Here is a 24,589-nt window from a genome sequence, read left to right as displayed (position 1 = left end):
CGGACGCTGATCCGGCGGGTCTCAAATTCAGGCGAGGGCAAAATGAAGATTTCCATTCTGGTGGCTGCGGCCGCCCTGATGACGGCTGCGTGTTCTTCTGCGCAGGCTGCCAATTTCGAATTCTGGTACGGCAATACGGGGAGCGTCGAAAAGGCGATCCTGGCGCAATGCGACGCCTTCAATTCATCGCAGTCGGCCAATCACGTCACCTGCGTCGGGCAGGGAAGCTATGAAGTCTCCATGCAGAAGGCGATTGCCGCCTACCGTTCCAACAAGCATCCGGTGCTGATCCAGTTCTTCGATGCCGGCACGCTCGACCTGCTGCTGTCGGACGCCGTCGTTCCGGTTCAGGACGTGCTGCCCGATGTCGACTGGAACAATTACATCAAGGGCGCGCGCTCCTATTACGAAACGTCAGGTGGCAAGCTCTATTCGCAGCCCTACAATTCCTCGACGCTGCTCTTCTACGTCAACAAAACCGAACTCGAAAAAGCCGGCGTCACCGAGATGCCGAAGACCTGGGAGGACATTATCGAGGCTGCCCGCAAGCTGAAAGCTGCCGGCAACGAGTGCCCCTATGTCACCAATGGCGAGCCGTGGTCGATGTTCGAGCAGTTCTCCGCCCGTCACGGCCTGCCGATCGCTTCCAAACACAATGGCTATGACGGTCTCGATGCCGAATATGTCTTCAACACCACTTTCTTTGCCAAGCACCTGCAGAACCTGATCGACTGGCGCAAGGAAGGCCTGGTGAAGATCGCCAGCGATACCAAGGCCGGCAATTACACCGCCGCCTTCAATTCCGGCGAATGCGCCATGATGGAAAATTCCTCCGGCTCCTACACGGACTCGTCCAAGGCCTTTGCCGGCAAGTATGAACTCTCCGTCAGCCTGACGCCGATGTACAAGGGTTACGAGCGCCACAACACCTTCGTCGGCGGCGCCTCCATCTACATCATGAAGGGCCATGACCAGGCCGAGATCGATGGCGCCAAGGCCTTCCTCGATTTCCTGCGCAAGCCCGAACAGCAGATGTTCATGACGGCTTCGACCGGCTACGTACCGGTCACCAACGACGTGCTCGATGCCATCGCCAAGAGCCCTGATGCCGGCACCACCAAATATGCGACGGCGGGCGTCGGCATCGAATCCATGAACGAGCCCGGCACCCCCGACACCCGCGGCATCCGCCTCGGCTTCTACGTGCAGTTCCGCTCGATCCTAATCGAAGAAACGCAGAAGGCGTTTGCCGGTACGCAGACCGCACAGGCATCGCTCGACAGTGCCAAGAAGCGTGGCGACGAGCTGCTGCGCCGCTTCGAGCAGACCTACAAGACGGCAAAGCTGCCCTGATCCATCTCCGGTGCGGCGCTCCCCCGTCGCCGCACCGGCCTTTCTCGAAATGGACATGCGTGATGTCGTCGGAATCCTCGCTTTTCAGCCATCGCTGGCTGCCGCTTTTATTGGCCGCACCCTTGCTGCTGCTGATCCTCGTCTTCTTCTATGCGCCGATCATCCAGGCCTTCTACTGGTCCTTCTTTCTGGAAAGGCCGTTCGGCGGCGGGTCGGAATTCGTCGGTTGGGATAATTTCCGCCGTGTGCTTGCCGATCCGGAATTCTGGAATGCCGGCTGGCGCACCGTCGTCTTCATGGTGGTCGCCTCGTCGCTCGCGGTCGCTCTGCCGCTGATCCTGGCGGTGGCGGCCGACCGGAAAATCCGCCTGTCGCTGACGGCCCGCAACGTGCTGGTCTGGCCGAAGGGTGTGGCGGGCGCCTCGATCGGCGTCGTCTTCGCCTTCATCTTCAATCCCTTCGTCGGCATTCTGGCGCCGATCAACCATTTCTTTCCGGGCGCCTGGGCGCCGGGCCTCAATGGCACGGATGCCTTCATCACGCTGATCGTCGCCCACGTGTGGGGCGGCATTCCCTTTAATTTCGTCATCCTGCTCGCCGGGCTGCAATCCATTCCGCGCACCATGTTTCAGGCGGCTGCCATGGATGGCGCTGGGCCATGGCGGCGCATCTTCGATGTGCAGCTGCCGCTGATCATGCCGCAGCTCTTTCTGACGCTGGTGCTGGAATTCACAGAGAGCGTCACCTCGGCCTTCGCGCTGATCGACACGATTACCAAGGGCGGACCGGGCGGCTCCACCAATCTGCTCGTCTACAAGATCTATACCGACGGCTTCAGCGGTTACGATCTCTCGGGCGCCTCCACCCAGACGGCCATCCTGATGGTCTTCGTCGTCATCCTCACCGCCGCGCAGTTCCTGCTTCTCGGCCGCAGCATCAATTACGAACGGTAAGGGCCAGCCATGATCGAAAACGCTCGCTCGCTCAATTTCGCCGCCAGCGCCATCCTGGCTGTCGGTATCATCTTCATTCTCGGGCCGCTCTATCTGACGCTCGCCAATGCCTCACAACCTTACGAGTTCCTGCTGCGCAACAGGCTTGCCTGGTATCCGGGCGACCAGTTCATCGCCAATGTCACGCGCGTCTTCACCGAGACCCGCATCCCGATCCAGATGCTGAACAGCATGCTGGTGGCCTTGTACGATGCCTTCTTCACCTGCGCGCTTTCCTTTCTCGCTGCCTATGCGCTCGTCTATTTCCGCATCCGCTGGGCAGGTATCGCCTTCGCGGTGATCCTCGCGACGATCATGCTGCCGATCGATATCCGCGTCATCACCACCTATCAGGTGGCAGCCAATATCTTTTCGCCGCTGAATGCGCTGCTTGATATCACCGGCGCCAATGCGCTGATCCAAAGCTTGTTCGGTGCGCCCGTTCATCTCGAACTCAGCGTGCTCGACACGCATTTCGGCCTCGTGGCACCACTGGTCGCGCATGGAACCGGCACTTTCCTGTTCCGGCAGTTCTTCCGCACGCTGCCGGCTGATCTCTTCAAGGCGGCGCGCATGGATGGGGCAGGACCGATCCGCTTTCTCTTCCATATTCTGCTGCCGATCTCGCTCAGCAGCTTTGCAGCGCTCTTCGTGCTGACCTTCCTTAGCGGCTGGACACAATATCTCTGGCCGCTCGTTGCCGCCTCAAAGCCTGACATGACGACCGCCGTCGTCGGTCTGGCGCGGCTGGCGCCCGATATGGAAGGCGAAATTCCTGACTTTCCGATGATCATGGCCGGTGTCGTGGTCGTCTCGGTCATACCCCTTGCGATGATTGCGCTTCTGCAGCGCTACCTTGTGCAAGGCCTTGTTCTTTCGGAGAAATGACGTGAACGCCATCGATACCGCCATCCGCACCGCGGCCACCAACATTACGCTTGCAGGCGTTACCAAAGCCTATGACACGAAGGCTGTCGTCATTCCGCCGCTCGATGTCGAGTTGCGCGCGGGCGAATTCACCGTCGTGCTCGGTCCCTCCGGCTGCGGGAAATCCACGCTGTTGCAGATGATTGCAGGGCTCGAAGCCGTCAGCGGCGGCAAGATCCTGTTCGGCAATCGCGAGGTACAGGGCCTGGAGCCGAAGCAGCGCGGCTGCGCCATGGTCTTCCAGAATTATGCGCTCTATCCGCATATGACCGTGTTTCAGAACATGGCCTATAGTCTGAGGGTCGCCGGCTTGCCGAAAGCCGAGCGTCAGGAGCGGGTCGGCGCTGTCGCCGAAATGCTCGGGCTTGCCGCCTATCTCGACCGCAAGCCGGGGCAGCTCTCCGGCGGGCAGCGCCAGCGCGTGGCGATCGGCCGGGCGATCGTACGTGAACCCGGCGTGCTTCTCTTCGACGAGCCGCTCTCCAACCTCGATGCGCAGCTGCGCCACGACATGCGCGTCGAGCTTGCCGATCTGCACCGGCGCATCGGTGCCACGACCGTCTTCGTTACCCATGATCAGGTCGAGGCCATGACACTTGCCGACAGGATCCTGATCCTCAACAAGGGCAGCGTCGAGCAGTTCGATACGCCAAAGGCGATCTATCATCGCCCGGCCTCGGTCTTCGTCGCAAAATTCATCGGCGCACCGCCCATGAATATCCTGCCGGTGACGGGCGACGGCTCCGTGCTGCGTCTGGCGGACGGGCAGGCGGTTGGCGGATACCACGAGGCCGGTAATTTCCAACTTGGCATCCGCCCCGAAGATATCGCTGTCGCAGCGGATGGCGTGATCAAAGGACGGCTGCGGCATTTCGAAGATCTCGGCTCGCATGCGGTGCTTGCCGCCGATCTCGCCGGCACTTCCATCCGTGTCGCCACACCCTTCGGCGCCGATATCGATCCCGCCACAGAGCTTTCCTTCTCCTTCCCACGATCCCGGTTGCACCTGTTTGACGGCGAGACAGGTCGCGCCATTGCGGACGCATTCGCCGACCATTGAAAGACCTCTCCATGAATTACACTGACTATGTGCGGGACTCGGGCAGGACCTGCGCAGTCGTGGCGCATCGCGGCATATGGCGCGATGCGCCCGAAAACAGCCTCGTTGCCATCGAGGCTGCGATCCACGCTGGCTGCGATGTCGTCGAGATCGACGTGCGCCGCAGTGCGGATGGCGGCCTCTTCCTGCTGCATGACAAGACGCTGCAACGCATGGCCGGCATTGACGAGGCGCCGGAGGCTCTGAGTTCGGCGCGGCTCGCCAGCCTCACGCTCAGAAACCGCGACGGCGGCGAGAGCAATGAGATGACGGCCGAAAGACTGCCGAGCCTGCAGCAACTCTTCGACCTGACACGGGATCGCATTTTCGTTCATCTCGACGTGAAGGACCGGGCCATCATTCCTCAGGTGATCGCCTGCGCCCGCGACCTTGATGTGGCGGGCCAAGTGGATTTCTGGGGCAACCTCCGCTCGACCGACGATCTTGCCTGGGTACGCGAGAAGGTCAGCCCGCACGGCGTGCTGTTCATCGCGAAGTCACGGATCGGCGCTGCGCATCCTGAAGCCGATCTGGGTCTCCTGTTCCAGCTTGCGCCTGATGTCTGTGAAGTCTGCTTCGACCACATCGATGATATCGCCGCTCTCCACCCCCGCGCCCGTCATGCGGGCATGGCTCTCTGGGCGAACACGCTCGATTCCGTCGCCTTTGCCGGCTTCACCGATACGGCTGCCATGCAGAATCCCGATGCCATCTGGGGCCGGCTCATCGAAGCCGGCATCTCCCTGATCCAGACCGATGAACCGGTCGCACTGAAATCATATCTCGCCAGCCGCCGCGGCTGACACATAAGGAAAGACCATGAGCTACAAAGACTTCATCGCCGACCCGAACCGCAGCTGCGCCATCGTCGCCCATCGCGGCGCCTGGCATGGCGCGCCGGAGAACAGCCTGGCCTCCATCGAAAAGGCCATCGCCGTCGGCGCCGATATCGTCGAGATCGACGTGCGCAAGAGCGCCGATGGCGAGCTTTTCCTGATGCATGACGATACGCTCCTGCGCATGGCCGGCATCGACCGCGACGCCGAGACCTTCACCATCGCGGAACTGCAGGCGATCGCGCTGCGCGAAGACAATGGCGGCGAGGGCCGCGCCACCACCGACCAGCGCATTCCGACGTTGAAGCAGGTCTTCGAGACCATTCGCGGGCGCATCTTTGCCGATCTCGACCTGAAGGATCGCGGTCTGTTTTCGGAAGTCGCAGCCTGCGCCCGCGAGATGGGCGTGGCGTCCTCCGTCGACCTGAAGACGACCGTCACGACCCGCGAAGATCTCGCATGGGTACGCGCCCAGACTATCGAGGGCGTGCCCTTCATGGCGATGGCGCATTTCACCGCCGGCGGTATCCATGAGACGCTTTCGCTGCTCTCGGAAATCCGGCCCTTCATGTGCGAGCTGCGCTTCGACCACCTCAACACGATTGCAGATAACCAGCAGCTCTTCAGGGATGCCAATATGGCAATCTGGTTCAACACGCTGGATATGGCCGCGAGCGGCGAATGGATCGACACGAGCGCACTCGTCGAGCCCAACGCAATCTGGGGCCGCCTGATGGATGCCGGCGTCAGCACCATCCAGACCGATGAGCCGGCCGCTCTGCGGGCCTATATCGAGGCGCGGAAAGCGGCGCTGAATCCAGCGGGAACCCGCATCGCGGGTTGAGCCTCTGCCAATCTGCCGGCCACCCGCCGAGACGTGGTGGCCCGCATCTGCCGGGGGTCACTTCGCCGGCACCACAAGCGGCGAGCCCTTCGTGACAATGTAGGTTGCCAGTTCCGAGGCCTTGCCATCTCCGACATTTCGCGCCGAATGGGCTACGCCCGAGGGAATGAAGAGGGATTGACCCGCGTTCAGCGTGACGGGCTTTCTGCCTTCAAGCTGGTACTCCAGCGAGCCCTGGAGGACATAGGCAATTTCCTCGCCGGGATGGCGATGACTGGGCGCAAATGCGCCGGGGGCGATATCGACACGCACCTGGACGGCCTCGTGGCCGGGTAAATCGATGTCGTTTTTTACGAGATCTGTGCGCTGGATCGGCTCTTCCGCATTGGCCTTGGTCAACTGCATTGCGCCGGCGATGACGAGAGCGCCTGCTGCCATGATCATGATGGTTCTCATCTGTCTATCCTTCCGTCAGATGGTTGAAACCCGCAATCGGGCGACGGGGCTATCTGAACAGAGGGATGAATTGGAAATGTTTCAGCAGAGGGGGCTTTTTGTATCGCCGTGTATCTGCGGGGCGCTCCGTCAAGGCCTTGCCTGCACTGCTTCAAGATGCTCATCGAGCGCTATCCTGCCCCAATGGCGACGGGCGGGCATTTCAAAGCCGGTGTCGATTGTGACTTCGGTCATCTTCGCGTAGCAACGGGCGGCCGCCCAAGAGAAGCCAAGTCCGAGATAATATTCCTCGAATTTTTCGCGGGGGATCGTCTCGGTCGTGACCGGGCGGCCGAGAAGCGATGAAAACGCCTTGGCGACGTCGGCGAAGGAATAGCGCTCCGGACCTTCGACATGGTCTATCCCGACGTCGTCGATCGGGCTCTTGAGGCGTGCGGCAGCGGCTTCTCCGAGATCCCTTGGCGAAACCATCGGCATCTTCATGTCCTCGGGGAAGGGCGTGAGCAGACGTCCGGTCTCTTTCGCAGGCTGAAGAAGCATGTCGAGATTGGTGAAATAATATGCGCCGCGGTTGATGGCGGCTGGAATACCGCTTGCCTTCACGAGGCGTTCGAATTCGTACAGCACCGAGAGATCGCCGATGCCGGCGCCATCAAGTGCTCCGTAGGTCGAGGCCACGACCAGCTTCTCGAGCCCGGATCCCTCCAGTGCCGCGGCAATGCTCCTGGCGGTCTTCAGTTCCTCGGCGTTCGTGTCGCCTTTGATATCGGCCGGCGGGTTCAGCAGAAAGGCGCGGCGCCCCTTTTGCAAGATGGAACGAATGTGCCCGGTGTCAGCCACATCGGCAATGACGGGTTGAACGCCGTCATGCTTTATGGCGGCAGCTTTTTTCGCGCTGTGAACGACGGCGATGACCTTCTCGCCCGACGCCTGCAAGGCGTCGATGACGACTGAGCCTATGTGTCCGGATGCGCCAAGGATGACATACATGTGTGAATCTCGCAGACGCTCACATGTATAACTGCGCACGCCGGTTCGAGGTTCCATTGCTGGCCCATTCGACCTCTGGCCGAAGACGGCTGCGGGTGCGAATATCCTGGTAGAAATGCCGGAGTGAGGCATCGCCTCGGACCGGACTGTGCAATCAGAGCCGATAGGGCTGCCAACATTGCAGGTGATGTCTTGCCCTTTGCCGTTCACATGGAGCTGGACCCGTATGCTGCAGCAGAGCTTCAGCCGATCATCGAGCATGTGGAGCGTATTTCACCCAATGTCGTCACTCCTCGTCGTTTGAAGGTTGAGCCGCACATATCGCTCGCCGTCTATGACGGGCTCGACCCCAAGCCTCTCACAAACACGCTCGACGCCTTCAGCGCGAACATGAGCGCTCCCAGCATCAAACTTTCGAGCATCGGTCTTTTTCCCGGCCCGGCTTCGGTTCTGTTCGCCGCGCCTGTCGTTTCCGCAGAATTGCTCGCCCTTCATCGGGACTTTCATACCGCGGCCGCCTCGGCAGGGGTGGCGTGCTGGCCGCATTATCTGCCGGGAAACTGGGTGCCGCATGTCACGCTCGCTGAGCAACTAAGCCCCGAAGAGGCCGGGGCGGCAATCAGTGGCGCGACGGGCCTCTGGCAACCGGTGGCCGCAAGCCTGCAGCGGATTTCACTCGTGCGCTTCCATCCGGTCGAGCTGTTGTGGCACCGGCAATTGCCGGGCTGAACCTATTCGGTCGCTTATGCGCGCCAGAAGGGCCGATGGCTCTGCTGGTAGGCGATTTCGCGCGTCATGCCGAAATCCCGGAGCGTTTCGTCAGGCAGGGTATCCAGTTCACGGGCAAAGAGGCGGCGTTCGCTCCAGCGTTCACGCCACAGGCGGAGCGTATCTGTCATGTGCATGATGAAATTTCCTTTCTCTGTTGGCAAAACTCACCTATTGTTAGCGGGAATTTGAGCGTATTTTTCCGCTCATCTTGCTTTTATGTCATGCTTTTATGGCAGTATTCGAGCTCGGAAAAGCGCATTATCTTGACGACATCTGTTAGAAAAACTCACCTATAGGGAAGCCATGGCCCGCAATTTGCCACCACTGTCCTATCTCAGGGCCTTCGAGGCCACGGCGCGTCTCGGCTCGGTGACACGGGCGGCCGACGAGTTGGGGCGCACGCACGGCGCCGTTTCCAAGCAGTTGCAGCTTCTGCAGGAGCAGCTTGGCATTCCGGTTTTCGAAAAATCGGGGACCGGGCTTCGGCTCAACGAGGAGGGAGCGGCCTTCTTCGCCACCGTGTCGCGGGCCTTCGATCTTCTGGAGGAGCGCTATCAAGAACTGAAGGCGAGCCGGAACGAGGCGAGCGTGCATATCGCCTGCAGCGCCACCTTCGCCATGGTTTGGCTCGTGCCGCGTCTGGCGGAATTCTACAGTCTCTATCCGAACTGCCGCGTGCAGCTTTCCTTGTCATCAAGCGCGCGCGACGGCGGTACGAACCGGGCGAGGGATGGCGTGGATTTCACACTGAGCTGGGACCGCCTGTCGCGGCCGCAGGTGAAGGACGAGTTCGTGCCGCTCGCTTCCGTCTCCTTCGGCCTGGTCTCCGCGCCGGATTATTCGTTCAATACGGACGGCGATGACTTCAGCTTCCCGACGCGCATCTCGCCTGACCATCTGAGTGAGCAGTGGACGAGCTGGCAGGCGGCTACCGGACATAGGATCTCGGCACAGTCGGAGCTTTATTTTCCGCATATGCATCTCTGCGTGAGCGCTGCCGTCACCGGGCTTGGGGTAGCGCTGGTCGAGCGGCGCTTTGCGCTGAAGGAGCTGAAGAGCGGGAGGCTCGTGGAGCGGTCGGAATTCCTGACCTACGAGGACGGCTTTGTGGCGATCATGAAACCGGGCCGGGCGCTCTCGCCGGCTGCAAGCCATTTCCTCGACTGGCTGCGCGGCGCCTTCGTGCGGGAATAGGCCGGCGAAAGCTCGCTTCCGCTTCAGCGAAGAAGCAGATCCCGCGCAAGCCAGATGCAGAGGGCAGCCGCGAGCAGCCAGATGATCACGACCGCCACAAGGCCGGCACGGCTGACCGGGCGTTGCACCCGCTCGATGGCCATGTCCCTGAATTCCGACATCAGAGGCGCGGGAATGAGGCGGATGGCGATAAGGATGCCGATCGGGACGATGATGAGATCATCGAGATAGCCGAGCACCGGCACGAAGTCCGGGATGAGATCGACCGGCGAAAGCGCATAGGCAGCAATCGCGCCAGCGACGATCTTGGCCACCACAGGCGTGCGAACGTCATGCGCGGCAATCCAGAGCGCCACGACATCGCGTTTCACGCTCCGCGCCCATTGTTTTGCCGCCTTCAACCATTCGCCCATTGTTGCGCTGCCTGTCTGTTCGAGCATTCGGGCCGGATCATTGCAGGCGTGGTTTAACATTTGATCTATTGAGTGGGAACGGAGCCGAGCCCAGATGTTTTCTGTTTGTTCTTTTTCGCCCTTCAGTTAGATTGCACTCGTACGCGACGCCGATTTCGCGAAAAGGGAGCTTGCATGAAGGCGGTTTTGTTTGGGATTTTCTTACTGACCGCGGGGAATGCGTCTGCTTCCTGCGATCTGATCTCGGCTCCGTGTTCTACCGACAGTTCAGGTAATACCTATATCAGAGAGCGGAATCTCGGCGGCGGTTACAATACGTATCGAAACGGAGATCTCTATTCACAGACGCATCAGCAGCTCAATGGCACCTATCGAGAAACCTATTCGAGCGGCGGCTACCGGACATATTACAGCGACCCCAACCGCAGCGACCCTTATCGGGACAATCCGAAAGGCATGGTTGGCCACTGAGGCGAGGCTGATCTTCCCGCAGCACACTCTGCGCAGTTGGGTGACAACGACGGCACTATTGTTGCCTGCACACTTTTGCTGGAATTGCGCTAGTGATGCTTGAAGTACTGCACCTCGCGCTCATGCTTCTCAGCCGCTTCCCGGGTCTTGAAAGTGCCCAGGTTCTTGCGTTTGTGCGTCTTCGCATCGGGTTTGCGGGAATAGAGACGATATTCACCTGACTTCAGTTTGCGGATCATCGGAACCTCCTGTGCTGAGGGGTAAATCCCCCTCAGCCTCATCCGGTTCCCGCTTGCGAGAACAATCTCTCTCAAAGTCACCGTGCAGCGACAATAGGCCTGAGCGCGTCGATCAACTCGGTGGGGCCTTTGCGGACATCGCGTGCATTCGGCTCGACGTCGATGAGGCCGCCCCTGCTATGCACGTCGTAGAGCTCGGTTAGAAGATCGGCAGCGCTGGCGCTCATCACCCGGCCCAGACTTTCCCGCCATTGCGCGCGGGGCAGGGCTTGAGCAGTAATCGTGCGGCCCAGCAACTGGCTCAGCGCTGCAGCCACGTCGCTCGCGCTATAGCGGCGCGGGCCTTCTGCGTGAACGATCTGCTCGCGCGTTTCGATGTCGGGCCGAAGTAGGAGACCGGCGGCAATCCGGCCGACATCCTGCGCCGAGACGTTGGGGATCGGCTTTTCGACCGGGTCATGAAAGCTCGGCAGAATGCCGGTTGCGATCGCTGCCGGCGCAACGCGACCCCAGCCTTCCATATGCTCGGCCGACCGCAGGAATATCCGGCGCATATCCAGTTGGCGAAGGCGCTGTTCGAATATGTGGAACATGCTCGGCATGGCGAAACCCTCGCCGAGATGGGCGCCATAGTCGGAAATGGCAAGCACGAGGGCGGGGCGCGCCTCTTCCAATGCCTCGGCAATGCTTTCCATCGAGCGGCGCATATCGCCTTTTATGTCTTCGGCCCGCGGGTCGGCCGGCAGGATGACCTGAACGCTGTCCGCACCTGATATCGCTCCGGCAAGCGCCTTGGCGTCCTGCAGATCGGCAAATGCGACATCGCAGCCGATGGCGGTCAGGCGGTCAGCCTTTGCCGGATCGCGCAGGATAGCGCGCACGGGCACACCTGCCTCGCGCAGTGCCTTGGCGGTCGAATAGCCGATTTTTCCGGCGGCTCCGAGGATTGCAATCATGTGTTTCTCCTTGCTGATGACGCGCAAGGACTAAAGGGCGAGCCCGAAGGCGTCGCACAAATTCAGGCCGGTCTTTGCAGTTTCGGGCGGAATTCGCCGACTTCGCGCAGGATCTCGCCGGGTGTCTGGCCCGTGAGCCGGCGCATGGTCGTTGCCATATGGCTCTGATGGGCAAAGCCCGCGGCAAGCGCGATCTCGCTTGCGGCCATATCCGTCGTCGTCATCAGGGCGCGGGCATATTCGACGCGCCGGCGGATGACATATTGGTGCACGGAAACGCCGGTGCTCTTGCGAAACAGGCTCTTCAGCCGTGTGATGCTGACACCGGCAACGACCGCAAGGTCGGCCAGATGCAGCTTCCGGTCCAGATGGGTCTCGATGAATTCCGTCAGCATCCGCAATTGCCGGGCCGAGAGTTTCGGTTCGCCGTTGATCTCGGGCCGCGGCGCGGCGGCGCTCGACGTCTCGATCAGCCGGATGGCGAGCGCGTTGGCGAGAAGATCGATGTAGAGCGGGTCGGAGGGCGTATCGGCTTCCAGATCCGCCTTGATCGCCCGGCAGATCGCCTCGATGCCGGCGTCACGCAGCTGAAATCGCGGCTGCAGCTCGATCTTGCCGGCATCCCGTCCGAGATCTTCCGCGACCTGTTCCAGCCGCGAGGGATCGAGACTCACGCGCAGGATCCGGCAATCGGCATCATCCTCCCAGGACCCGTCGAGGCCGGCCGGGATGACATCGATATCGCCGGGCTTCTGCACGCGGCGCATGCGCCGGCCGCCGCAGTGGCAATCGGCATTGACGGGCGGGCCGAAGTGGATGCCCAGACGATGCATGTCACCACCCGGCACACGAGAGATGCCGCGCGGAATATGCAGGAAGTCGGCCGCGAGCCCACTCCACGCCCGTCCGGCGCTGGTCAGCAGGATCTGCGGTGAGGTCTGCAGGGATGAAGCTGTCATGATCTGTCTTTGCTTTTAGCTTGGGGCTTTCGGCTTAAGGCCGGATGCTACGTCTCAATCGCCGCCTTGCCAACCGGCCATGCCTGAAAGCTCAGATGATCGCCTCGATGAGAAATGGTCCGCGGCGCCTGAGCGCGCTTTCGAAGAGATCGGCAAATTGCTCGCAGCTATGCGCACCCGCGGCATCGACGCCCATGCCCTTGGCGACCAACACCCAGTCCCAGGCCGGGTGATCGAGGTTCATCATCCGCCGCGCGTTCTCGCCGATGCCGTCGACGCCGACATTGCGCATCTCGGCATGCAGCACGGCATAGGCGCGGTTGGCGAAGATGATCGTGATCACGTCGAGATTTTCCCGCGCCTGCGTCCACAGGCCCTGCACCGTATACATGCCGCTGCCATCCGCCTGCAGATTGATGACCTTGCGGTCGGGGCAGGCGACCGCCGCACCCGTCGCAAGCGGGATACCGCAGCCGATCGAGCCGCCGGTGTTCATCAGGTAGTCGTGTGGCGCCGAGCCGGCCGAAAGTTCGAAGAAGCGGCGGGCCGAGGTGACCCCCTCGTCGCAGATAATGGCATTGTCGGGAAGTCTTGCCGCCACCATCACTGCGATCGCATCCTCGGTCAGATGCCCGAACGGAACGATATCGTCGGAAAGGCCCGATGATCGCGACGGAGGTAGTGACTGCCTGACGCCGAGTTCGTCCCTGAGTGCTTCCAGCGCGCCTTTCAGATCTTCGCCATGCCTTGCAAGGGTCAGAACCTTGCAGCCTTTGCGCACCAGCCGTCCAGGCTTGCCCGGATAGGCAAAGAAGGCGACGGGCTCTGGCGCGCCTGCCAATACGAGCACATCAATATCGGCCAGCAGATCAAGGGCGGCGTCGATCGGATAGGGGATGCGGGTCAGAGCGACACGGCCGCGGCCGCGCTCGACCCTCGGCAATTGCATCTCGCTGAAGAGACGCACATCCTTGGCGGCCGCAATTGCACCCGCAATCTCCAGGCAGTCGGCACGGGCAGCCGCACCGCTGACGAGGATTCCGGCCTCGCCGGGCGTATCTCTGATAGCGGCGGCAACCTCGCGCACGACGTCCATGTTCACGGCCGATGGCACCGGCCGGGACAGCCTGACCGGCTGATCCGTTTCGACATGGCCCCAAGCGGCATCTGCCGGCAGGATGAGCGTTGCCACACCAGGGGGTGACAATGAGGCACGGAAGGCAGCCTCCGTCGCGTCTGCCACATCCTCGGGGCCGCTGATGCGACGCACCCAGTTTGACATCGGCGCAGCGAGGCTTTCGATATCAGATGTCAGCGGCGCATCAAGGGCAAGATGATAGGAGGCGTGATCGCCAACGATGTTGATGACGGGAACCCTTGCCCGGCGCGCATTGTGGAGATTGGCAAGGCCGTTCGCCAGCCCTGGTCCGGTGTGGAGCAAGGTCGCTGCCGGTCGGTCGGTCATGCGCGCATAACCATCGGCCGCTCCAGTGACAACGCCCTCGGAGAGGCCGAGCACGCAGCGCATCTGGGGCTTGCGGTCGAGCGCTGCCACAAAATGCATTTCCGATGTGCCGGGATTGGCAAAGCACACCCTGACATCGTTTGCCAGCAGCGTATCACACAGGCTGTCTGCACCATTCATGGCCGTTTCCTCCTGTTTACAACAGCCTTGCACGGGAAGAGTATAAGAACAACCTTGAATATTGCATCCGGCCGGCGTGAGCTTTTGTGATGGGGCTTCAAGCCGCCTTTATAATCATCGCGGCCGCGGCAGCCATTGGGGAAGTTGGCGATGAGCATGCTGTTCAGGAACGAGTTGCATGAGGATTTCGGCAACTGGCCGATCGCCTATATTCCCTATGGCGGGGCGGATTTCGGCGAGATCCGGGCCGTGGCGGAAGCTGTCGGCGACGGCGATCACGGTGCTTTCTACGAGGCGTGGGTTTCGGCTGGCGACCGGCTGAAAGGCGAAGCCGAAGCTGCGCTTTCGGCGGGGCATAAGGTCAGCGCGCGCGAGCTTTATTTGCGGGCAAGCGTCTTCTACTCCGCCTCCTATCATCCGCTCTACGGCGCGCCTGTCGACCCGCGTCTGCTTACCGCCTTCCGCAAGCAGACAGATGCGCTGGAGATGGGGCTAGGGCTCTCGGCACCGACGATCGAGCGGCTTTCCATTCCGCTCGATGAGACGCCGATGCCTGGATATTTCATTCCGGCGCAGGGTCTCGAGCATGAGATGCGGCCGCTCATCATCTTCAACAACGGCTATGACTGCACCATCACGGACACCTATTTCGCCTGCGCGGTCGCAGCCTCGCGGCGCGGCTATCACAGCCTGCTCTTCGACGGCCCCGGCCAGGGCTCCATGCTCTACGAGCACGGCATCCCGCTGCGGCCGGACTGGGACGTGGTCATCAGGGCGGTGGTGGATTTTGCGGTGAACTATCCGCTCGTCGACGCCGATCGTATCGCGCTCAGCGGCTGGAGCCTCGGCGGGCTTCTGGCGCCGCGCGGGGCGGCGGACGAGCCGCGCATTGCCGCGCTGATTGCCGATCCCGGCACCTGGAGCATTGCCGATGGCTTTCGCAGGGTCATCATCCAAAAATTCGGCGTGCCTGCGGAAGCGGTGGCTGATCTCGGTGCTCTCGACCAGAAACTGATCGATACGATGGATGCCTTCATCCGTAGCAATCCAGTGCTGAACTGGAAGGTGGTGCAGCGGGGTTTCTGGGTGCATGGGGTGGATAGTCTGAGCGCCTTCCTCGCCTCGGCCGAGCTCTTCACCATGCGGGGACATGCGGAACGCATTCAATGCGCCACATTGATCACCCAGGCGGAGAATGACGGGCTCGCCGCCGATGCCGGCTTTTTCTTCGATACGCTGCGCTGCCCCAAGACGCTGATGCGGTTCACTGCCGCAGAGGGCGCGGATGGCCATTGCGAGATGAAGAACCGGTCACTGCTCAACAGGCGGGTTCTGGACTGGCTCGACGCGCAATTCGGGCCGGGCAGCAGCTAGATGGTCCAGAAGTCTGCGGGCATGGACGGGCAGTTCCGCCCCTTGCTCCGTGCAGACGACCAGTTGCCGTGTCGCCCAATCATCCGACAGGCGGATGATGGCAATCCCGGACGATCGTTTTTGGCGGCGGACCGCCGTATCAGGCACGATGCCGATACCGACGCCAGCACCGGCCAGCCGGCAGATGGCCTCGAAATCGCGCAGCCGCACGCGGATCTTCAGCCGAATGCCGATGCGGCTGGCCTGCGCATCGATATGATCCTGCAGGGCGCCGCCGGCGAGGCCGATGAAATGCTCATCGACGAGATCGGCGAAGCGGATGCTGCTCTCCAGGGCCAGAGGATGGCTGTTGCTTGCAACGACGACGAGCCGGTCGGTCGCGAAAGGTCGCACCGTCAGCCCGGCCATGTCAGCCGCGGCAGAGAGGATACCGATCTCGGCATGGCCAGCCGCCACGCTTCGGGCAATCTCGACGCTCTGCCGTTCTTTCAATCGCAGATCTACCTGCGGGTTGGTGGCCATCCAGTCCGCCAGCTTTTCAGGCAGGTGTTCCGATATGGCGGCCGTGTTGGCGAGGATGCTGATCGTCGAGCGCAAGCCCCGCGCATATTCGCCGAGCTCGCCATGCATCTGCCTGATCTGGCCGAGGATCACGCGGGCATGGTGAGCCAGCGCTTCTCCGGCCTCTGTCGGAGAGACGCCACGCCGGCCGCGTTCCAGCAGGGTGACTTCACCGAGCGCCTCCATGTCGCGCAGGCGCTCGCTTGCAGCGGCCAGCGAAAGCCCCACATCTGCCGCCCCATGGGTAATGCTGCCGGCATCGACGACGGCCAGGAACAGGCGAAGGTCGGTGAGATCAAAACGCATTTCGCCACGATAGGCCATTTCCTGCCTTCGGGCCAGCCGAAGGCAGGCTCGGGAACTTCCGCATTGTGCCGATATCGGAAGCTGCTAGCGATGCGTCATGTCCGATCTTTCCATCATTTTCATGTCAGCCGTCACCGCCACCTTCTTTGCCGCCGGCATCGTCAAAGGTGTCACCGGCATGGGACTTCCGACGGTCGCCATGGGCGTATTGGGGGTTTTGACCTCACCGCTGACCGCAGCAAGCCTTCTCATCGCGCCGTCCTTCGTCACCAATGTCTGGCAGTTGTTCGCAGGACCGGGTTTCGGTCCGCTTCTGCGGCGGTTCTGGCCGAGGATGACAGCCATTATTGCGGGAACGATGCTTGGTTCGTCATGGCTTGCGGCCAGCGATATCAGCCTCACGACGAGGGGGCTCGGCGCAACGCTTGTGCTCTACGCGGTCTATGCGCTGTTTGCGCGTCGGCTCCGGGTGCCGGAGGCGATGGAGCCATGGCTTTCGCCCGTCATCGGTGCGGCGACGGGACTGGTGACGGGCAGCACAGGCGTCTTTGTCATTCCGGCCGTGCCCTATCTGCAGGCGCTGGGGCGTGCGAAGGATGATCTCGTGCAGGCGCTCGGCCTGTCCTTCACGGTTTCCACCATTGCGCTTGCAGCGTCCCTCGGCGTACGCGGCGCCTTCGACAACGGCAATCTTGCGCTTTCGGTGCTTGCGATCTTGCCTGCGCTCGCGGGCATGTGGGCGGGACAGGTGCTGCGCAGTCGGATCGCGCCGGCAACCTTCCGACGCTGGTTTCTCATCTGTCTTCTGCTGCTCGGCGCGGAAATGTGCCTCGGGCCGCATTGAGCCTTGGCTAAAGCTCCACACCCGTCACATTGCCCTCGGCGTCGGTCATGAACGTGCCCTTGCTCTGGTCGAGCATGGTCAGCACGTTGCCGAAGGGATCGCGCACGACAGCCGCCATGCCGATCGGCAGTTCGAACGGCTCGCAGACCCGCTCTCCGCCGGCCGCCTCGAAACGCGCGAGGGCAGGGGCAAGCTCGGGCACCAGAAGATCCACCTCCGGGCCGGTTTTGGTGTGCAGCACGAGTTCGGCGTCCGTATCCGCCATGGCAAGGCCTGCGGCATCGGGTGTGCGCCAGAGCAGTTTGTGGCCGAGGGTGTGGGAATAAAAGGCCAGGCCTTCGTCCAAGTCGGAGACCCTGAGGATGACGCAGTCGATTTTCTGGAACACGAGCATCTCCTGGCCGTTACGGCATGTCCCGCCGTGCCCCTGGAAATAGAGGGTGGCGGGTGGCGGGCAACGTGAAAAGTTATCACGAACAAGGAGCCTTGGGAGATAGGTGAAGGCATTGTGCCCCGGCACACCATCTCCACGCGATGCATCCACCGCCTTCTTTTGGCCCCGCTCGCTCATCACTAAACTGGCCCCACGCGATGCGCGATTCCTTTCCGTTCAACGAGGGTTTGAGAATGATCAAGACAATGACGATTGCGGCAACCGCCATGCTGGTTTCGGCTCACTATGCCGGCGCCTCCAGCGATGCTGCGTGGAATGCGCTCTTCGCCAAGGTGAACGGCACCTGCATCGGCCAGTCGGGCATGGATACACCAGAGGCGACCGCTCCTGTTGTCTTCGACGATGCGACAGGCAAAGTCGCCGTGCTGCTGCGCGGCTCGATGGGTAAGGGCAAGAGCAAGGTCAAGAACGTCAACCTGATCTGCCTCTACGACAAGAAGACCGGCAAGGCGTCGATCGAGGAATATCGCTGGCTCGGCCGCTAATGCCTTACGGCCATCATGCTCGCGCATGATGGCCTGCTGCCGGCAAAAGCAACATCTCAAGCAGCCAGACGGATGACGATGGCGCCAGCCAGCAAGACGACGAGGATGCCTGTGGTCATCAGGCTCGTCAGAAAGTGCCGATAGGTCTTTCCGGTTCGAGCGCGGCCGGCAATGATCTCGCGTTCACGCGCCAGGTAAGTTACGCCGCTGCGGCCGAACATGGGTTTCTTCCTTGAGGTCATCGACAGGATACAAGAGCGAGTCTGCCGAAAAGCCCATAGGAAATCGATATTGCTGCGGGGCAGGGAATATAGGAATTGCATTAAGGCGTGCAGGCCGATGACGATCCCGTTTGTCTTTATGGGAAGCCTATGCCGGCGCCCTTCCGTCCCAATCGAAAACATATGCCCGAACCAGTAGCTTTGCCTGACGCGGACGGTCTTCGTCCGCGCTGACAATGCGAAAGGAACGAAGCGATGTATGGTCGTTGGTGGGCTTATTACATGCAGGCGCGCATGCGCCATGTGGCTCAGTCTCATCCGTCCTTGAACGCGCAGCAGCGCAGAACCGAGGTGACGTTCGATCATGCGGACGATCTCTGGATATTTCTGAGGCTCGCGCTGGTTCTCGCCGTCTTCTTTGCTGGCCTTGCCTGCATCCTCTGGGTCGCGGGCTGAGGGCACGATGAAGTCAATCGAGCTGGACGATATATCGAAGGCGACGGTCGGGCGCTTCGTCTGGAAGTGTTATATAGCTCTGGCCATCGCCCTCTTTGCGCGGTCCAACACTCTGGAGACGGCATCGAAATGCCTGCTCCTCTATGCGGCCCTGATGATGATGGTCGCGTCCTTCAAGCGCCAGCGCTATTACGCCGGCAGCTTCAACCATTGGAGTGAAGCGCTCTGGCTTGCCTTCGTCGCGGCTGGCCTGCATCTGCTGCAATGAGCCGGCTCTCCGCCGCCACATGCTGACGGCGGGCGACCTCGACGAATATCCGAAGCTCCAGCATCACATGCGTCCTTCCCCGAGGTGCCCTTCGCCCATCTGCCGGCGCGATCCGAAATAGGGCTGGCGCTCCGTCTCGCTTGCCCTGAGCGAATGGCGCAGCCGCAGCAGATCCTTGCGGGCGACGAGGCCGCGCAACTCTCCGTTTTCTGCATCGACGATCGGAATGCGGCCGGCATCGGTCGCCAGCATCAGGTCGGCGACATAACCGACCGTATCGTCGGAATGGGCTGTTGGCAGCGAGCTGTCGGAGACGAGATCGCCGAGCGTCTGGTCGGCAAGCGTGCCATCTTGCTGCCAGCGGAGCGCATCGCCGCGCGAGACCAGGCCTTTCACGATGCCTTTGCCATCGACGACAGGATAGACGCGGTGGGTCTTCGGCGTCGCCATGAAGAAATGGGTCACGTCAGCGACCGTCATATCCGCCGGGAAAGTATCGACCTCCTTGATCATGATGTCGCGGGCGCGGGAGAACTCGAAGGGATCGATGCCGTATTCGCGGGTGATGTGCTGGCCGCGGCGGGCGATCTTCTCCGTCAGGATCGAACGGCGCAGCAGCAGGACCGTGACCGCATAGGCAGCAACGGTCGCCGCCAGCAGCGGCAGCAGCGCCGAGACGTCGCCTGTCAGTTCTACGGCGAAGAAGGTGCCCGTCAGCGGCGCGCGCATCGTGCCGCCCATCATGGCGGCCATGCCGAGCAGGGCCCAGAAGCCGGGATCGCCGGGAAGGAAGAGGCCGAGCAGCCAGCCGAGTGCGCCGCCGAAGATGAGCAGCGGCGCCAGCACACCGCCCGAAGTGCCCGATGACAGGGCAACCAGCCAGATCGCGGCTTTCACCAAGAGGATCGTCAGCACAGCGGCCGGCAGGATGCTGCCGTTCAGCAGGCCGTCGATGATATCGTAGCCGACACCAAGCACCCGCGGCTCGATAAGGCCGCCGAGGCCGATGACGACGCCACCGAGCGCCGGGCACCACATCCAGTGGATCGGCAGCGCCTCGAACAGATCCTCGATCTTGTAGAGCAGCGTCGTCAGGATGCCGGATTGCAGTCCGGCGACGATACCGACAGCGGCGCAGAGCAGGATGCCCCACCACGGCAGGTCCATGTGGAACTGTTTCGGGAAGAGCGGCCCGGCCTGAAACAGGAAGGGGCGCCAGCAGATCGACACGCAGGCCGCGACCGCGACCGGGATGAAGCTGCGCGGCTTCCATTCGAACAGCAGCAGTTCGACAGCGAGCATGATGGCGGCGATCGGCGAGCCGAAGATTGCCGTCATGCCGGCGGCGGCACCGGCGACCAGCAGCGTCTTGCGCTCGGCCGAACTCAGATGATAGCACTGGGCAAAGAGCGAGCCGATCGCGCCGCCCGTCATGATGATCGGGCCCTCCGCGCCGAAGGGGCCGCCGGTGCCGATCGAGATCGCCGAGGAGAGCGGCTTCAGGATCGCCACTTTCGGCGACATGCGGCTGCCGCCGATCAGGATCGCCTCGATCGCCTCGGGAATGCCGTGGCCGCGGATCTTTTCGGAGCCGAAGCGGGCCATCAGCCCGATGACGAGGCCGCCGATGACGGGAATGATAACCATCCAGACGGAGCGTGGCGCCTGCGCCATCGAGACGGCCGCAATGCTGAAGCGGTGGAACCAGACGAGGTTTGTCACCAGCGAGATGAGACTGACCAGAACCCAGGCGGCAAAAGCGCCGCCGGTGCCGACGATCAGCGCCATGCCGACGAGGGCCAAGACACGTTTGTCCGTGGTGAAATCCCCGGCCTTGCGCCGGGAGAGGCCACCCATGAAATCATGGGGACGATGTGGGGTTTTCTGGGGAGGCATTGCAGGTCCTGTTGACGGCTTCGTTCTTGCGGCAAATATATCGTAGCACGATATAAATCAACAGCCAAAATCAGGAGTTGGAACCATGAGGAACGTAGACCGCGCTCTATCGGAAATCGAATATGAGGCGCTCGCCAATCTGAGATACAGGATCCGCAAGTTTCGCCAGTTCAGCGGGAAGGCGGCCGAAAAACTCGGCCTGACGCGGCAGCAGCAGCATCAGGCGCTGCTCGCGATCAAGGGGCTCGGCGTCGGCGGCCGCATGAGCCTGTCCGGTCTTGCGGAGAAGCTCTTACTTTCGCCGGCCGAGGCCGCAGAACTTGCAGCTTCGCTGCAGGAGGCCGGCCATGTCACGATCGACGCGAAACAGAAGCGCCGGCCGGCAGTTATGTTGACAGCACAGGCAGAAGAGCTATTGCGTCGTCTAACGCCCGCTCATCTCTATGAGATCCGCGAGATGGCGCCAGAACTCATGCAGGCGCTGCGCATGCTGCAGGATCACCGGCAGATGGAGATGGCCGCATGGATGCAATGATCGCAGGGGACGCAAGGTGAAGACGCCAAAAAACGATCTGACGGATGCCGATTACGAGGCGCTCTCCAACCTGCGCTATACGCTGCGCCGCTTCATGGATTTCAGCGCCTCGGCCGCCCAGGAAGAGGGCCTGCCGACGCAGCAGCATCAGGCGCTGCTGGCGATCCGCGGTCATTGCAGTGAAGACGCCATGACGATCGGCATTCTGGCCGAACGTCTGCTGATCGCGCCGCATTCGGCAACCGAACTCGTCGGCAGGCTGGTTACCGCAGGCTATGTCTTGCGCCAAACGGACCCGGCCGACAAACGTCGCCAGACGCTGGAGCTGACCGAAAAGGCGGATGCCGTGCTGAGGCGGCTGACGGCCATTCATCTGACCGAAATCAGGGAAATGGCGCCGAAACTCATCGATATGCTGCAGAGCCTGCAGGCGGGTGGCGAACTCAAGTCCGATCCCTGGCCGAGCTAGCGTGAGGTCATCGGGCAGTCAGGCCCGCCGGTTGTTCGCCTGCTTCAGGTGATGGCGAATGCCGTGACCGGCAAGCGGCTCGTCGGCAAAACGACCGATGACATGGAGATGGGCGTGCTGGACAGTCTGCCCCACGACCTCGCCGACATTCCAGCCGATATTATAGCCGTGCGGCTCGGCACGATCGAGATGGGTGCGAGCGTTCTCCAGAAGGTCGAAAGTGTCAAACCATTCCTCTGATGTGAGCTCGAACGGCGTTTCCACATGCCGGAAGGGTACGATGATGCCGGAGCATTGCAGCACCGGATCGTTGGTTTCCAGGAAATAGCAGCTGTTGTTGGAAAAAAGCGGCGGGGCTTTTTCCGCACGGTTTGCGGCACAGAAGGGGCACATAGGCATCATTCCTGACCAATTTCAGTCATTGCGTCGAGCAGGGCAATAGCGCGCGGCGGCGACGTATATGTGACAGGCTGATATCCGAGCACGGAAGCCGGCAGGGCTGTCCAGAAATAGCCGTGCTGCCGGCTGTTAGAGCCGACAGCACGCTGGGTCTCTTCCTCATGGCTGCTTCGTGAAGACGCCGAGATTGTAGAGCTGGACGCGCCGGTTATTGGCCGCCTCCGATTTCGAGCCCTCGATCGGGAAATATTCGCCGACACCGACGGCATAGAGACGGCTGGCATCGACGGCGAAGGTGGTCGACAGGATCTCCTTGATCGCCTCGGCCCGCTGTTGGCTGAGGTCGAGATTGTGCTCGTCGCTGCCAGTCGAGCTGGTATGGCCAACGACGAGGAATTTGTAGGCCCAGAGGTTCGGGTGGTGCAGGGCATCGGCGATCATGCCGAGCGTGCGGTAGGATTCCGGCTCGATGGCGACGGAGTCGTTCGCGAAGGCGATTTCGACCACCATCTGCGGCAGGCGCGCAACCTTGCTCCAGTTCGGCAGGCCGGACATCTGCTTGCCCGATCCGTTCATGGCCTCCTGCCGCAGCAGTTCGACATCGACGATCGGGGCGGCGCCCTGCAGCTTGCCAAGCCCGTTGATGATGCGCTGTTCGGAGATCTGCTGCGCAGGGGCAAGGGCAGGGATCGCCAATGTTGCAACAAAGACGGCGAGGGCGGTTTTTCTCATCCTCATAGCCTTATCTCCAGCCTGCATCTGATATTGCCTGATTGCATTGGGCGCCAACATGTTTCGTCGTCTTGATCAGACAGGCAAGAATATAGCCGTCGCCTTTGACGCCATTGCAGCGCCGCGCCATGTCACCGGCGCAGACTTTGCTGTAGGAGGCCTGCGCCTGTTCCCGTTTCTGAATGGATGCTGCGACGCTCGCAAGCGTAGACGTGCAGGTCGGCGAGACCTTGCCCGCGTTCCGTGCAAGGCAATCGGCAATCCTGTTATTGCCGAGGTTCAGCCCCTTGCAGAGTTTCTTGATATCGGCGCCGCAATCCTTTGCGAGCACGGTCACCGCATCGGCATAGCTGATCGTGTCGGCCTTGGCGGCACAAGTCCAGGCGATGACGATCGCCGCCGCGCCAATCAGTCTCCATCCTCTCGGCATGCGTGAACCCTCCTGCTACGGCCGCCGGAATGGCGTCCCCTCGGGAGCTATTGAACGCAGATCGGGAGTGCTCGGATAAGTACGTTACGGTAAATCGGGTTGTAAATCGGAGGGCAGCTATGCGCTCGCCCGCCGATAAAGCGCGAGAGAGCCGGCTAGCGTCAGCAAGGCGCCGCCGCAGATCCGGTCGAGCCACAGCGCGCCCGATTTCCGCAACAGCCGGACGGCCTGAGAGCCGAGCAACGCGTAGCCGAACATGACCACGAAATCGATGGCGGCAAAGACGAGGGCGAGCACGGCATATTGCTCGACCTGCGGGCTGGCGGGATCGATGAATTGCGGCAGGAAGGCCGAGAAGAAGAGGTAGCCCTTGGGATTGGTGACGGCGACGAGAAAGCTCTTCAGGAAGATCGTCACTGATGAAGCGGATGCATTCCCGCTTTCAGAGCGCAGCGATACATCCAGCATTCCCTTCGAACGCAGCAGCATGACGCCGAGGAAGGCGAGGTAGCAGACGCCGACCCATTTGACGACAGTGAACCAGAATTCCGAGGCAGCCAGCAGCGCACCGAGGCCGAGGGCAACGGCGCCGATCAGCACGAAGTCGGACATGACCGCGCCGATCATGCCTGATATCGCCCGGCGCACCCCGAATTTGGAACCGTTGGTCAGGGCGAGAAGCACCGTCGGGCCGGGTGTGGCGATGCCGATGAATGCCACGAGCGCAAATGCAAGAACCGTCATTTCAGTCATCTCGTCCTCCACCGTCGTCGGAATCGAGTTATGGCATTCAGCGGATATTTACGGAAGGGCCTTTGATCAAAGCCAATATCCTGCTCCGGATCAAAACACAGACCTATGTATCCGGACCATTTACGGCGCCGTTTACTGTAACGTACTTCCGGATATACGCCCGGTATGTTTCGCTTTGCATGAAAGGTCGCTCAGCAGGTCGCCAGTATCTTGGCCATCTTGGTCTTGCTAAAGATGCGCCGGCGTCAATCGGGTCCGGCT

Annotated in this window: 32 protein-coding genes; 16 read left to right on the top strand and 16 right to left on the bottom strand. The window is 61.6% G+C overall.

Going from position 1 to position 24,589, the window contains the following annotated elements:
- Window positions 1-42: 42 nt before the first annotated feature.
- The 6 genes from J2X71_RS29215 (at window position 43) to J2X71_RS29190 (ending at window position 6,051) form a co-directional block, all read left to right on the top strand.
- Window positions 43-1,353, top strand: coding sequence for an extracellular solute-binding protein (locus J2X71_RS29215; protein ID WP_310387746.1), 1,311 nt, complete (start codon window positions 43-45; stop codon window positions 1,351-1,353).
- A gap of 62 nt (window positions 1,354-1,415) precedes the next feature.
- The gene (locus J2X71_RS29210) at window positions 1,416-2,306 is read left to right on the top strand and encodes a sugar ABC transporter permease (protein WP_310387743.1); all 891 of its coding nucleotides are present in this window, start codon (window positions 1,416-1,418) and stop codon (window positions 2,304-2,306) included.
- A gap of 9 nt (window positions 2,307-2,315) precedes the next feature.
- Window positions 2,316-3,233, top strand: a complete 918-nt coding sequence (locus J2X71_RS29205; RefSeq protein WP_310387742.1) for an ABC transporter permease subunit — start codon at window positions 2,316-2,318, stop codon at window positions 3,231-3,233.
- 1 nt (window position 3,234) lies between these two features.
- A complete protein-coding gene (locus tag J2X71_RS29200) occupies window positions 3,235-4,332 on the top strand; it encodes a sn-glycerol-3-phosphate ABC transporter ATP-binding protein UgpC (RefSeq protein ID WP_310387740.1) in 1,098 nt (365 codons plus the stop codon).
- An 11-nt stretch (window positions 4,333-4,343) separates the two neighbouring features.
- Complete coding sequence (locus J2X71_RS29195; RefSeq protein WP_310387739.1) at window positions 4,344-5,174, top strand: glycerophosphodiester phosphodiesterase family protein; 831 nt, start codon at window positions 4,344-4,346, stop codon at window positions 5,172-5,174.
- Between the two features lie 16 nt (window positions 5,175-5,190).
- Entirely contained in the window at window positions 5,191-6,051 is an 861-nt protein-coding gene (locus J2X71_RS29190) for a glycerophosphodiester phosphodiesterase family protein (RefSeq protein ID WP_310387737.1), read from the top strand.
- A 57-nt stretch (window positions 6,052-6,108) separates the two neighbouring features.
- Here J2X71_RS29190 and J2X71_RS29185 read toward each other — a convergent pair whose 3' ends face one another.
- Both J2X71_RS29185 and J2X71_RS29180 read right to left on the bottom strand, forming a co-directional pair.
- A complete protein-coding gene (locus J2X71_RS29185) occupies window positions 6,109-6,507 on the bottom strand; it encodes a cupin domain-containing protein (protein ID WP_310387735.1) in 399 nt (132 codons plus the stop codon).
- A gap of 129 nt (window positions 6,508-6,636) precedes the next feature.
- The gene (locus tag J2X71_RS29180) at window positions 6,637-7,497 is read right to left on the bottom strand and encodes an NmrA family NAD(P)-binding protein (RefSeq protein WP_310387733.1); all 861 of its coding nucleotides are present in this window, start codon (window positions 7,495-7,497) and stop codon (window positions 6,637-6,639) included.
- Window positions 7,498-7,689: 192 nt separating this feature from the next.
- Here J2X71_RS29180 and J2X71_RS29175 point away from each other — a divergent pair, with 192 nt between their 5' ends.
- Window positions 7,690-8,226 carry a 2'-5' RNA ligase family protein gene (locus tag J2X71_RS29175; RefSeq protein ID WP_310387731.1) on the top strand — a complete coding sequence of 179 codons (537 nt, stop codon included), beginning with the start codon at window positions 7,690-7,692 and terminating at the stop codon, window positions 8,224-8,226.
- Window positions 8,227-8,240: 14 nt separating this feature from the next.
- Here J2X71_RS29175 and J2X71_RS29170 read toward each other — a convergent pair whose 3' ends face one another.
- Window positions 8,241-8,402 (bottom strand): DUF1127 domain-containing protein, encoded by a 162-nt coding sequence (locus tag J2X71_RS29170; protein WP_310387729.1) that lies wholly within the window; start codon window positions 8,400-8,402, stop codon window positions 8,241-8,243.
- A gap of 169 nt (window positions 8,403-8,571) precedes the next feature.
- Between J2X71_RS29170 and J2X71_RS29165 the strand changes: the two genes are divergently transcribed.
- Window positions 8,572-9,462: a LysR substrate-binding domain-containing protein gene (locus J2X71_RS29165; protein WP_007819098.1), complete on the top strand. Its 891-nt coding sequence runs from the start codon at window positions 8,572-8,574 to the stop codon at window positions 9,460-9,462.
- Window positions 9,463-9,485: 23 nt separating this feature from the next.
- On the opposite strand, the gene J2X71_RS29160 is transcribed toward J2X71_RS29165, so the two are convergent.
- Window positions 9,486-9,902 (bottom strand): YkvA family protein, encoded by a 417-nt coding sequence (locus tag J2X71_RS29160; RefSeq protein WP_405049768.1) that lies wholly within the window; start codon window positions 9,900-9,902, stop codon window positions 9,486-9,488.
- 147 nt (window positions 9,903-10,049) lie between these two features.
- Here J2X71_RS29160 and J2X71_RS29155 point away from each other — a divergent pair, with 147 nt between their 5' ends.
- Window positions 10,050-10,346, top strand: a complete 297-nt coding sequence (locus J2X71_RS29155) for a hypothetical protein (RefSeq protein ID WP_310387727.1) — start codon at window positions 10,050-10,052, stop codon at window positions 10,344-10,346.
- Between the two features lie 89 nt (window positions 10,347-10,435).
- On the opposite strand, the gene J2X71_RS29150 is transcribed toward J2X71_RS29155, so the two are convergent.
- The 4 genes from J2X71_RS29150 to J2X71_RS29135 form a co-directional block, all read right to left on the bottom strand.
- Window positions 10,436-10,585 carry a hypothetical protein gene (locus tag J2X71_RS29150; protein WP_113308362.1) on the bottom strand — a complete coding sequence of 50 codons (150 nt, stop codon included), beginning with the start codon at window positions 10,583-10,585 and terminating at the stop codon, window positions 10,436-10,438.
- Between the two features lie 77 nt (window positions 10,586-10,662).
- Window positions 10,663-11,541 carry an NAD(P)H-binding protein gene (locus J2X71_RS29145; protein ID WP_310387724.1) on the bottom strand — a complete coding sequence of 293 codons (879 nt, stop codon included), beginning with the start codon at window positions 11,539-11,541 and terminating at the stop codon, window positions 10,663-10,665.
- A 62-nt stretch (window positions 11,542-11,603) separates the two neighbouring features.
- Window positions 11,604-12,500, bottom strand: a complete 897-nt coding sequence (locus J2X71_RS29140) for an AraC family transcriptional regulator (protein ID WP_310387722.1) — start codon at window positions 12,498-12,500, stop codon at window positions 11,604-11,606.
- A 91-nt stretch (window positions 12,501-12,591) separates the two neighbouring features.
- On the bottom strand, window positions 12,592-14,145 hold the full coding sequence (locus J2X71_RS29135; RefSeq protein ID WP_310387720.1) for an acetolactate synthase large subunit: 1,554 nt from the start codon (window positions 14,143-14,145) through the stop codon (window positions 12,592-12,594).
- Window positions 14,146-14,295: 150 nt separating this feature from the next.
- On the opposite strand from J2X71_RS29135, the gene J2X71_RS29130 reads away from it, so the two are divergent.
- The gene (locus J2X71_RS29130; RefSeq protein ID WP_310387719.1) at window positions 14,296-15,519 is read left to right on the top strand and encodes an alpha/beta fold hydrolase; all 1,224 of its coding nucleotides are present in this window, start codon (window positions 14,296-14,298) and stop codon (window positions 15,517-15,519) included.
- Here the strand turns inward: J2X71_RS29130 and J2X71_RS29125 are convergent.
- Complete coding sequence (locus J2X71_RS29125; RefSeq protein ID WP_113323492.1) at window positions 15,457-16,386, bottom strand: LysR family transcriptional regulator; 930 nt, start codon at window positions 16,384-16,386, stop codon at window positions 15,457-15,459. The genes J2X71_RS29130 and J2X71_RS29125 overlap by 63 nt on opposite strands.
- Before the next feature lie 97 nt (window positions 16,387-16,483).
- Between J2X71_RS29125 and J2X71_RS29120 the strand changes: the two genes are divergently transcribed.
- Window positions 16,484-17,230 (top strand): sulfite exporter TauE/SafE family protein, encoded by a 747-nt coding sequence (locus J2X71_RS29120; RefSeq protein WP_310387716.1) that lies wholly within the window; start codon window positions 16,484-16,486, stop codon window positions 17,228-17,230.
- A gap of 7 nt (window positions 17,231-17,237) precedes the next feature.
- On the opposite strand, the gene J2X71_RS29115 is transcribed toward J2X71_RS29120, so the two are convergent.
- Window positions 17,238-17,624 carry a VOC family protein gene (locus J2X71_RS29115; RefSeq protein ID WP_405049773.1) on the bottom strand — a complete coding sequence of 129 codons (387 nt, stop codon included), beginning with the start codon at window positions 17,622-17,624 and terminating at the stop codon, window positions 17,238-17,240.
- Window positions 17,625-17,857: 233 nt separating this feature from the next.
- Between J2X71_RS29115 and J2X71_RS29110 the strand changes: the two genes are divergently transcribed.
- Window positions 17,858-18,169 (top strand): hypothetical protein, encoded by a 312-nt coding sequence (locus tag J2X71_RS29110; RefSeq protein ID WP_192733019.1) that lies wholly within the window; start codon window positions 17,858-17,860, stop codon window positions 18,167-18,169.
- Window positions 18,170-18,225: 56 nt separating this feature from the next.
- On the opposite strand, the gene J2X71_RS29105 is transcribed toward J2X71_RS29110, so the two are convergent.
- Window positions 18,226-18,390, bottom strand: a complete 165-nt coding sequence (locus tag J2X71_RS29105) for a hypothetical protein (RefSeq protein WP_310387710.1) — start codon at window positions 18,388-18,390, stop codon at window positions 18,226-18,228.
- Between the two features lie 255 nt (window positions 18,391-18,645).
- On the opposite strand from J2X71_RS29105, the gene J2X71_RS29100 reads away from it, so the two are divergent.
- A complete protein-coding gene (locus tag J2X71_RS29100) occupies window positions 18,646-18,846 on the top strand; it encodes a hypothetical protein (protein ID WP_310387709.1) in 201 nt (66 codons plus the stop codon).
- 7 nt (window positions 18,847-18,853) lie between these two features.
- On the top strand, window positions 18,854-19,114 hold the full coding sequence (locus J2X71_RS29095) for a hypothetical protein (protein WP_310387707.1): 261 nt from the start codon (window positions 18,854-18,856) through the stop codon (window positions 19,112-19,114).
- A 63-nt stretch (window positions 19,115-19,177) separates the two neighbouring features.
- Here the strand turns inward: J2X71_RS29095 and J2X71_RS29090 are convergent, their stop codons facing one another.
- Window positions 19,178-21,010, bottom strand: a complete 1,833-nt coding sequence (locus tag J2X71_RS29090; RefSeq protein ID WP_310387705.1) for a chloride channel protein — start codon at window positions 21,008-21,010, stop codon at window positions 19,178-19,180.
- Between the two features lie 85 nt (window positions 21,011-21,095).
- On the opposite strand from J2X71_RS29090, the gene J2X71_RS29085 reads away from it, so the two are divergent.
- Both J2X71_RS29085 and J2X71_RS29080 read left to right on the top strand, forming a co-directional pair.
- Window positions 21,096-21,545 (top strand): MarR family transcriptional regulator, encoded by a 450-nt coding sequence (locus J2X71_RS29085; RefSeq protein ID WP_310387703.1) that lies wholly within the window; start codon window positions 21,096-21,098, stop codon window positions 21,543-21,545.
- A gap of 94 nt (window positions 21,546-21,639) precedes the next feature.
- Window positions 21,640-22,014, top strand: a complete 375-nt coding sequence (locus J2X71_RS29080; RefSeq protein ID WP_405049772.1) for a MarR family winged helix-turn-helix transcriptional regulator — start codon at window positions 21,640-21,642, stop codon at window positions 22,012-22,014.
- A gap of 18 nt (window positions 22,015-22,032) precedes the next feature.
- Here J2X71_RS29080 and J2X71_RS29075 read toward each other — a convergent pair whose 3' ends face one another.
- The 4 genes from J2X71_RS29075 to J2X71_RS29060 form a co-directional block, all read right to left on the bottom strand.
- Window positions 22,033-22,407, bottom strand: a complete 375-nt coding sequence (locus tag J2X71_RS29075; RefSeq protein ID WP_310387699.1) for an HIT domain-containing protein — start codon at window positions 22,405-22,407, stop codon at window positions 22,033-22,035.
- A gap of 165 nt (window positions 22,408-22,572) precedes the next feature.
- Window positions 22,573-23,145 carry an OmpA family protein gene (locus tag J2X71_RS29070; RefSeq protein WP_310388011.1) on the bottom strand — a complete coding sequence of 191 codons (573 nt, stop codon included), beginning with the start codon at window positions 23,143-23,145 and terminating at the stop codon, window positions 22,573-22,575.
- A 10-nt stretch (window positions 23,146-23,155) separates the two neighbouring features.
- Entirely contained in the window at window positions 23,156-23,575 is a 420-nt protein-coding gene (locus tag J2X71_RS29065) for a hypothetical protein (protein ID WP_310387697.1), read from the bottom strand.
- A 117-nt stretch (window positions 23,576-23,692) separates the two neighbouring features.
- A complete protein-coding gene (locus tag J2X71_RS29060; protein WP_113323475.1) occupies window positions 23,693-24,328 on the bottom strand; it encodes a LysE family translocator in 636 nt (211 codons plus the stop codon).
- Between the last annotated feature and the right edge of the window lie 261 nt (window positions 24,329-24,589).

The sequence above is a fragment of the Rhizobium sp. 1399 genome, assembly GCF_031455475.1.
Classification (GTDB): domain Bacteria; phylum Pseudomonadota; class Alphaproteobacteria; order Rhizobiales; family Rhizobiaceae; genus Rhizobium.
Note: the sequence above shows the minus strand (reverse complement) of the source record. Positions and strands in the feature narration are given on the sequence as shown.